We start from the raw sequence: 8,164 nt of genomic DNA, 5'->3' as shown, positions 1-8,164 counted from the left end.
CGCTGTCCGCCACGCCATCGCCGACATTGCTGATCACATCACCCGCAGCATCGATGCCGTCTGTGGACACGCTGGTGACATAGGCCATCGTCAGGCCGTTGCCATCCAGCGTGGTGGACTGGGTCTCATCACCCAGGGTCAGGCTGGTGGCGTTGAGGTCATTAGCCAGGTCGAAAGTCACATTGTCACTATCTGCACTCTTGCTAACCTCGATGTTGCCATCGGTGTTGGCCAGGTCGACGGTGTCGCCCGGTGCCACATTGCTGGCGTTCTCGCCTTGCGCAGTGAGGTTCCAGCCGGCGTTGGCCGTTTCATTGACCGCATTGAGCTGCCCGACATTGACCGCATCGCTATCCGCCACACCGTCGCCGACATTGCTGATGACATCGCCAGCGGCATCGATGCCGTCTGTAGTCACACTCGGGCCATTGGCAATGGTCAGGCCGCTATCGTTCAACGTGGTGGACTGGGTCTCATCACCCAGGGTCAGGCTGTTGGCGTTGAGGTCATCGGCCAGGTCGAAGGTGACATTGTCGCTGTCTGCTGTCTTGCTGACTTCGATGTTGCCATCGGTGTTGGCCAGGTCGACGGTCTCTCCTGATGCAACGTCACTACTATTGGCCCCTTCCGCACTAATGCTCCAGGTTCCTGCAGCCACTTGTTGAACAGCCTTCAACTGCGCGACGTTGACAGCGTCAGTATCTCGAGCACCCGCGGCCACTCCGGTAATTTGGCGCAATACGCCATTATCCGGGTCACCTACCGATACAGCGCCTGTCGTTCCTTCTGTGTCAGCGATGGCGCTTCCGTCCGCCGCGGCCACGCCCGTACTGGGGTCGTAGCCACGAATTCCGCCACTGATGGTACTCGCTGATAGTGCACCTAATGCCACCCCGCCTGCAGTCGAGGCAGAAGACGCGCGCCCTAACGAGACTGCGCTCTCCCCACTTGTAGCCGCCTGGCCACCAATGGCAATGGCATTACTTGCTGTTGTCTGGGCACCTTTAGTGTTATTGGCACCAATGGCAATGCTGTGCGCACCAATTGCCCGCGTCGAATCTTCCAATGCCAGAGGGGTTGTACCATTGCCGCCAGCGCCACCGATTGCAACGGAATTCAACCCCGCCGCTTGAGTGCCAAAACCCAGAGCTGTACTAGCCGTTCCCCCGGCCCCATTCTGTAGGCCAATAGCCGTTGCCCATTGTCCTGCATAAGATGAAAAACCGAATACCGCAGAGCCTTCTCCAAGTCCTTGGCTAAAAGTGCCGTAAACCGTTGCTGCAAGATGATCATTACCCTGGGCGTTGCAACCGGCCACAGTAGAGAAAGTGCCCGAACCATCTTCAGGATCGCGATTTGTCTGTCCATATTGCTGGCGCCCTACAGTGCCTGTGCCACCGGTGGAGCTACAGCTTTGCGAACCGTCATCAAGAGTGTTGGCCCACACTTCCTCCATCGCTCCCGGCAAGAGACTCAAGGCCCCTCCCAGCAGTAGCGCACTGCCGATGAGATGTCCGGAAGTCGATGACTTGCTTCTGGCATGAGCCGCTTCGGATGCCACGACCAGACGGCCGCATGAACGATTCCATACAAGGCGAAAGACACGGTTCATATACCTCTCCTGCACTACGGAGCCACCTCTACGGGGGCCCTTCTTGTCTAACTTGAGCTCCTGGCGTCAGGGATTTGTGCAGGAGCACGCACACACAGACACATGATATATACTTAAAGTTACAATTCAAGCTTGTTGCTTACATTAAGAGTGTGAAAAAAAGCCAAGTAGGTAATAAATTAATGCCAAAAGGGTTGAAAAATAATCATGAAAAATAAAGAATAGCATTAAATACAGCTAGTTATTGAACAAACTTGCCAAACACAATAGTTACAATTTGTGAAAAAAATCATACTAAAGAATGATTTTATAGAATGCTCGGTAAGAAAATACGCTAGGAAGTCTGCTTTTGGAGTCACAAACAGGAGGGTTCAGTTACATACATCCGATCAGTTTCTCCCTGACAGAGACCTCAACAGGACAAAAAAGAAACATTATGTAACAATTCGACTGACGCACCTTTCTACGCCTTCCGCGGGGAGATTCAGAAGCTCCCTCACACTTGCCGCCGTCGCATGAAAAATCAGCCTCTATCTCAATAGTCGGTACTGACTGGCTCAGCCGTATCGTTAGCCGTATCCTTGAATGCACGATTGGCGGCAATCAACCGCCTTCCACAAGCGAATGAAGGAAGAATCCATGTCCGGCTTGCTCCCCAATGTCGATCCTGATGGTCTGCTGGAATACTCAGTGGTCTATACAGACCGCGCCTTGAATCACATGTCGCAAAGCTTCCAGAGCGTCATGCGAGATATTTCGGCAACACTGAAGCAGGTCTATAAGGCTCATTCTGTGGCTATCGTACCGGGTAGCGGTACCTTCGGAATGGAGGCAGTGGCACGCCAATTTGCCAGTGGCCGCAATGCCTTGGTGATTCGCAACGGCTGGTTCAGCTACCGTTGGCATCAGATTCTCGAGATGGGCAGGATCCCTGCAAATCTCAACGTCGTGAAAGCCCGGCGAACGGAAGACACTACCACGGCACCCTTCATACCCGCTCCTATCGAGGAAGTAGAGAAAGTCATTCGCCGCACACAACCCGATATCGTCTTCGCGCCTCATGTGGAGACGTCATCAGGCATGATTCTGCCGGATGACTACATCAGACGCGTTGCCGACGCGGTGCATGCTCATGGAGGCCTGCTGGTGCTCGACTGCATTGCCTCGGGCACCATCTGGGTGGATATGGAAAAGACCGGGGTCGACCTGCTGATCAGCGCCCCACAGAAGGGATGGAGCGGCTCTCCCTGCTGCGCCATGGTCATGCTCTCGCCCAATGCACGGGAAATCATCAAGGAAACCACCAGCAGCAGTTTTTCCGCGGACCTGCGTAAGTGGCTTGACATCATGGAAGCCTACGAACAAGGCGGGCATGCCTATCACGCCACGATGCCCACTGACAGCCTGCACCAGTTGCGCGACATCATGCAGGAAACGGCGAATTACGGGTTCGACAAGGTGATGCAGGAACAGTGGGCTCTAGGACAGCGTGTACGCGAAGTACTTGCTGAATATGGCTATTCGAGCGTGGCTGGCGAGGGCTTTGAGGCCCCAGGCGTTGTGGTGTCCTACTGCAGTGATCCACAGTTAGTCGCCAAGTTCGCAGCGGCAGGGCTGCAGGTCGCGGCCGGCGTGCCATTGATGTGTGACGAAGGAGAAAACTTCCAGACCTTCCGCATTGGTCTGTTTGGTCTTGATAAACTGCATCATCTCGAACGTAGCGTGGCAAACCTGAAAGCGGCACTGGACCAGGTGGCACAATAAGACCGGAAGACACAAAAAACACCAATTGGCAGCAAGGTAGATAAAGGAAAAGGGGCCCAATGGCCCCTTTTCCGTTGCATCCTTCCACTGCAGGTTCAGCCCCTGCTCTCACCCGAAAATGGAAAGAATGATTCTTTCCCCATATCCCCACAGCAACACCGTCATGCCAAGCAGAGCTTCCAGCACTAGCACACCAAAAGCCAAGGTAGTGCTGGAGACAATGAAGCCTTCTTTCTGACTGATGTTGAGGAAGGTAGGAATGCCAATGTATAGCAGATAAGCTGTATAACAGAGGCCGATGACCCCAGCCAGCATGCACAGCCAGACCAATGGATAGACCGCGACGATGCCACTGAGGAACATGGGTGTAGCGATATAACCAGCAAAAATGACACATTGGCTCTGGCTTGGCGGCTTGGGATAACGCTTGGCCATATAGCGAATCACCTTGCCTACCGCATAAACCGCAGCCAGGATCACAACATAAAAGACAATTCCCGCACCCAGGGCATCGAGATACCCCAATTGAATCGTGGTACCGCTGCCTAGACTCCACCCCACCTGAGTCGTTCCGATGTAGGCACTGATCACCGGTACCGCCGCCATCAACAGCACATGATGGGCGTAGAGATGATCTATCGTCTCGCGTTCTTCCTTGATCTGTTTCCATTCGCGATGCGGGTGGGCCATCAAGCCCCAGACGTGTGTCAGCATACTGACTCCCTCCTATACCGCATGATCAGGCGGGTGAAGCCGCCATCCCCTTGTGACCAGCATTACCTTCAGTTCTCAGTATAGATACGAATTCATGCTTTGCTTCCCAGGGTCTCAACGCTTCACCCTATTGGTTAGACCAAGAATTCATGCACTTTCACAGGAAAAGTGCACAAAAAAACCGGGCCGCTCAAAGCGGCCCGGCCAGTATGTCGGTCAGGGAATCTCTTGCTTATCTCAATACATCGATGTCCATAACGGCACACCAGGCATCAATGTGGCATCCAGCGACATCATCACGCTCATGGCGGTGATGGTCAGGATCGAGATCCCGAATACCTGACGCGCCCAACGCACATTGTCTTCCGTACGATAGCCCTTGGCAGCGATGTACAGCCAATAGATACCCAATACAGACGTCACGATGAGGTAGCCAGGACCTGCATACCCCGCCAGGCTCAGCGACAATGCAGCGCCGAGGAAGGCCAGGATGTAGCCGATGATGTGATGCTTGGCAGTGCCAATCCCTCGCACCACGGGAAGTACTGGAATCTTCGCTGCACGATAATCTTCCATGCGGAAGATCGCGATAGCATAGGAATGCGGCATCTGCCACAGACTGAAGATAATCAGCAAGGTCAATGCCCCGGCATCGAAGCTACCACTGACAGCACAGTAACCGACGACCGGCGGTACCGCACCGGACAGGCTGCCGACCAGAGTGCCGTACTCTGAATGGCGCTTCATGTAGAGGCTGTAAATCCCGACATAGACAACGAAACCGAAGGCCGCCAGACCCACGGTCAACGCATTGGTGCCAAGAGCCAGCAGGCCGAAGCCTGCCAGCCCAAGGATAGTGGCGAATACCAGCGTTGCCGCAGCACTCACCCTGCCCTGCACCAGAGGTCGGTTACGGGTGCGCTCCATCAATGCATCGATGTCTTGGTCGATGACATTGTTGAAGGCACACCCGGACGCGATCACCAACGCCAGGCCCAGCAGGGCCGAGGCAAACACCAGGAAGTCGAACTGACCCTGGGCGGCCAGGAAGTAGCCGCCCAGAACCGAGATCACATTACCGCCGATGATGCCTGGCTTGGTGATGGTGACGTAGTCTCTGATCATCATGCGCGTCGGCGTCAGCCGATCATCATGTTGAGATGCAGGTGGTACATGATCCACACGGAACCTCCGATGACCAGAACCAGAATCAACACGGTGAAGACGAATGCGTTGAAGTTCCAGCCTTCATCGGTCTTGGTGCTCATGTGCATGAACAGGATCAACTGAACCAGCACCTGGGCCACCGCAGTTGCCACGATGATAGCCAGAGTGGCATCCAGTTCGAAGGATCCCGCCATCACTACCCCAAAGGGAATGATGGTCAGCACGATGGACAGAATCAGGCCAATGACATAGGACTTGACACTGCCATGGCTGTGTTCGCTAGGCGCTTGTCCGCTCATATCACAGGGCTCCCATCAGGTAGACGAAGGAGAAGACGCAGATCCAGACGATATCCAGGAAGTGCCAGAACAAGCTCAAGCACATGATCCGCGGACGTGTCATGTCGTTGAGTCCCGTCTTCTTCACCTGGATCAGCATCACCAGGATCCAGATCAGACCAAAGGTCACGTGCAGACCGTGGGTACCGACCAGGGTGAAGAACGCAGACAGGAAGGCACTGCGATCCGGGCCGAAGCCTTCATGAATCAGGTGCTGGAACTCGTAGATTTCCATCCCCACGAAGCCTGCGCCCAGGAGGAAGGTGATCAACAGCCAGTTGAACACCGCCTTGGCGTTGTTGGCATTCATGGACAGCACGGCCATGCCGTAAGTGAAGCTCGAGAACAACAGCAGGAAGGTCTCGACCAGCACGAAGGGCAGTTCGAAGAGCTCGGAGGCCGAAGGACCGCCGGCCGTGCCTTTCATCAGCACCGCATAGGTAGCGAACAATGATCCGAAGATCATCAGATCGCTCATCAAGTAGATCCAGAAGCCGAAGACCTTGGTGCCTGCAGCGTCGTGGTGATCATGGTCATGCCCATCGTGGGCATGACCTGCGTGGTTAGTCAGAGTATCAGTCGCCATTACGCCTGCATCTCCACTCGTTTTTGGTGCTCGCGCTCAATGCGCTCGACTTCAGCCGCCGGCACGTAGTAATCGACGTCGGTACGGAAGATACGCGCCATGAACACAGCGAACATGCCCAACGCAGAAACGATCGCCAGCCACCAGATATGCCAGATCAGGGCAAAGCCGAAGACAATGGAGATCGCCCCCATGACAGGACCTTCCCAAGTGTCCTTGGGCATATGGATGTCCTGGTAAGGCGGCTTGGACAGCGGCGCCTTGCCACCGTTCTTCTGCTTGTCATCCCAATAAGCGTCGATATCGCTGACATCGGGCAGATGGGCAAAGTTGTAGAACGGCGCCGGAGAGGAAGTGGACCACTCCAGAGTACGACCGCCCCACGGGTCGCCAGTCACGTCGGCATTCTTCTTGCGATCGCGAATACTGACAGCGAACTGGATCACGGTGCACAGGATACCCATTAGGATGATCACGGCACCCACCCAGGCAACGATCATCAGCGGCTGCCACTCGGTGTTCTCGTAAGTGTTCATGCGGCGTGCAGCGCCGAAGAAGCTCAGCACGTACAGCGGCATGAAGGCCATGTAGAAACCGACCAGCCAGCACCAGAAGGAACGTTTGCCCCACTTCTCGTCCAGCGTGAAACCGAAGGCCTTCGGGAACCAGTAGGTCAGGCCGGCCAGCATGCCGAACACCACACCGCCGATGATGACGTTATGGAAGTGTGCAATGACGAACAGCGTGTTATGCAGCACGAAGTTGGCCGCAGGCACGGCCAGCATCACACCGGTCATGCCACCCAGAGTGAAGGTGATGATGAAGCCGATGGTCCACAGCACTGGAGAAGTGAACTCGATGCGACCACGGTACATGGTGAACAGCCAGTTGAACACCTTCACCCCGGTGGGGATGGCGATGATCATCGTCATGATGCCGAAGAAGGCGTTGACGTTGGCCCCTGCGCCCATGGTGAAGAAGTGGTGCAGCCACACGATGAACGACAGCACGGTAATGGCCACGGTCGCCCAGACCATGGTGCCGTAACCGAACAGACGCTTGCGGGCGAAGGTCGCGATGACCTCGGAGAATACACCGAATGCCGGCAGGATCAGGATGTATACCTCGGGGTGACCCCAGACCCAGATCAAGTTGACATACATCATGATGTTGCCACCGAAATCGGTGGTAAAGAAGTGCATGCCCAGATAACGGTCAAGCGTCAGCAGTGCAATGGTCGCCGTCAGTACCGGGAAGGAAGCAATGATCAGGACGTTGGCGCACAGCGAAGTCCAGGTGAAGATCGGCATGCGGAACAGCGTCATGCCCTTGGTACGCATCTTCATGATGGTCACGAAGAAGTTGATACCCGTCAGGGTCGTACCGATACCTGATATCTGTAGTGCCCATATCCAGTAGTCCACCCCGACTCCGGGACTGAACTCCTTGCCCGATAATGGTGCGTAGGCCAGCCAACCAGTGGTGGCGAACTCACCGACCACCAGGGAGATGTTGACCAGCACGACACCGGCAACGAACAACCAGAAGCTGAGGTTGTTCATGAACGGGAAGGCCACGTCACGGGCACCGATCTGCAACGGTACCACCAGGTTCATCAGACCGATGACCATGGGCATGGCAACGAAGAAGATCATGATCACGCCATGGGCGGTGAAGATCTGGTCATAGTGATGCGGCGGCAGATAGCCCTCGGCGCCGCCTGCGGCCATGGCCTGCTGGGTCCGCATCATGATGGCATCGGCGAAGCCGCGAATCAGCATCACCAGCGAGACGAGGAAGTACATGATACCGAGTTTCTTGTGGTCGACGGAGGTCAGCCACTCGGTCCATAGGTATTTCCACTTCTTGAAATACGTCAGAGCACCCACAACCCCGACACCAACAATCGCGATGACCATTGCGGTCACCATGATGATTGGCTCGTGGAAAGGGATCGCGTCCAGGGTAAGTTTTCCGAACATA

The 8,164-nt window shown here is 55.3% G+C and carries 7 protein-coding genes; 1 reads left to right on the top strand and 6 read right to left on the bottom strand.

Translation table 11 applies throughout. From position 1 onward, the window contains the following. Positions 1-1,612 (bottom strand): ESPR-type extended signal peptide-containing protein (locus tag Q1K07_RS20240; protein WP_300315426.1); only part of this gene is annotated, 1,612 nt, incomplete at its 3' end. A 639-nt stretch (positions 1,613-2,251) separates the two neighbouring features. On the opposite strand from Q1K07_RS20240, the gene Q1K07_RS20235 reads away from it, so the two are divergent. Next, entirely contained in the window at positions 2,252-3,376 is a 1,125-nt protein-coding gene (locus Q1K07_RS20235; protein ID WP_300315423.1) for an aminotransferase class V-fold PLP-dependent enzyme, read from the top strand. A 108-nt stretch (positions 3,377-3,484) separates the two neighbouring features. Here the strand turns inward: Q1K07_RS20235 and Q1K07_RS20230 are convergent, their stop codons facing one another. From Q1K07_RS20230 to cyoB, 5 genes are all read right to left on the bottom strand, one after another. Continuing rightward, positions 3,485-4,090: a Yip1 family protein gene (locus Q1K07_RS20230; protein WP_300315420.1), complete on the bottom strand. Its 606-nt coding sequence runs from the start codon at positions 4,088-4,090 to the stop codon at positions 3,485-3,487. A gap of 237 nt (positions 4,091-4,327) precedes the next feature. After that, positions 4,328-5,272, bottom strand: a complete 945-nt coding sequence (gene cyoE / locus Q1K07_RS20225) for a heme o synthase (RefSeq protein WP_300315417.1) — start codon at positions 5,270-5,272, stop codon at positions 4,328-4,330. After that, complete coding sequence (gene cyoD / locus Q1K07_RS20220) at positions 5,230-5,556, bottom strand: cytochrome o ubiquinol oxidase subunit IV (protein ID WP_149285590.1); 327 nt, start codon at positions 5,554-5,556, stop codon at positions 5,230-5,232. The genes cyoE and cyoD overlap by 43 nt, the downstream gene beginning before the upstream one ends. A gap of 1 nt (position 5,557) precedes the next feature. After that, on the bottom strand, positions 5,558-6,181 hold the full coding sequence (locus Q1K07_RS20215) for a cytochrome o ubiquinol oxidase subunit III (RefSeq protein ID WP_300315415.1): 624 nt from the start codon (positions 6,179-6,181) through the stop codon (positions 5,558-5,560). Then, complete coding sequence (cyoB, locus tag Q1K07_RS20210; RefSeq protein ID WP_300315413.1) at positions 6,181-8,163, bottom strand: cytochrome o ubiquinol oxidase subunit I; 1,983 nt, start codon at positions 8,161-8,163, stop codon at positions 6,181-6,183. Before cyoB ends, Q1K07_RS20215 begins: the two co-directional genes overlap by 1 nt. Position 8,164 lies beyond the last annotated feature (1 nt).

This window comes from Halomonas sp. (assembly GCF_029263665.1).
Lineage (GTDB): Bacteria > Pseudomonadota > Gammaproteobacteria > Pseudomonadales > Halomonadaceae > Halomonas.
The sequence above is the reverse complement of the archived record's forward strand: the minus strand, read 5'-3'. Positions and strand labels throughout refer to the sequence as shown.

Bases quoted from the DNA above. Each gene is read 5' to 3' on its own strand.
- Q1K07_RS20235 (WP_300315423.1), top strand. From the start codon at position 2,252: ATGTCCGGCTTGCTCCCCAATGTCGATCCTGATGGTCTGCTGGAATAC.
- cyoD (WP_149285590.1), bottom strand. From the start codon at position 5,556: ATGAGCGGACAAGCGCCTAGCGAACACAGCCATGGCAGTGTCAAGTCC.
- cyoB (WP_300315413.1), bottom strand. From the start codon at position 8,163: ATGTTCGGAAAACTTACCCTGGACGCGATCCCTTTCCACGAGCCAATC.
- Q1K07_RS20215 (WP_300315415.1), bottom strand. From the start codon at position 6,181: ATGGCGACTGATACTCTGACTAACCACGCAGGTCATGCCCACGATGGG.
- Q1K07_RS20230 (WP_300315420.1), bottom strand. From the start codon at position 4,090: ATGCTGACACACGTCTGGGGCTTGATGGCCCACCCGCATCGCGAATGG.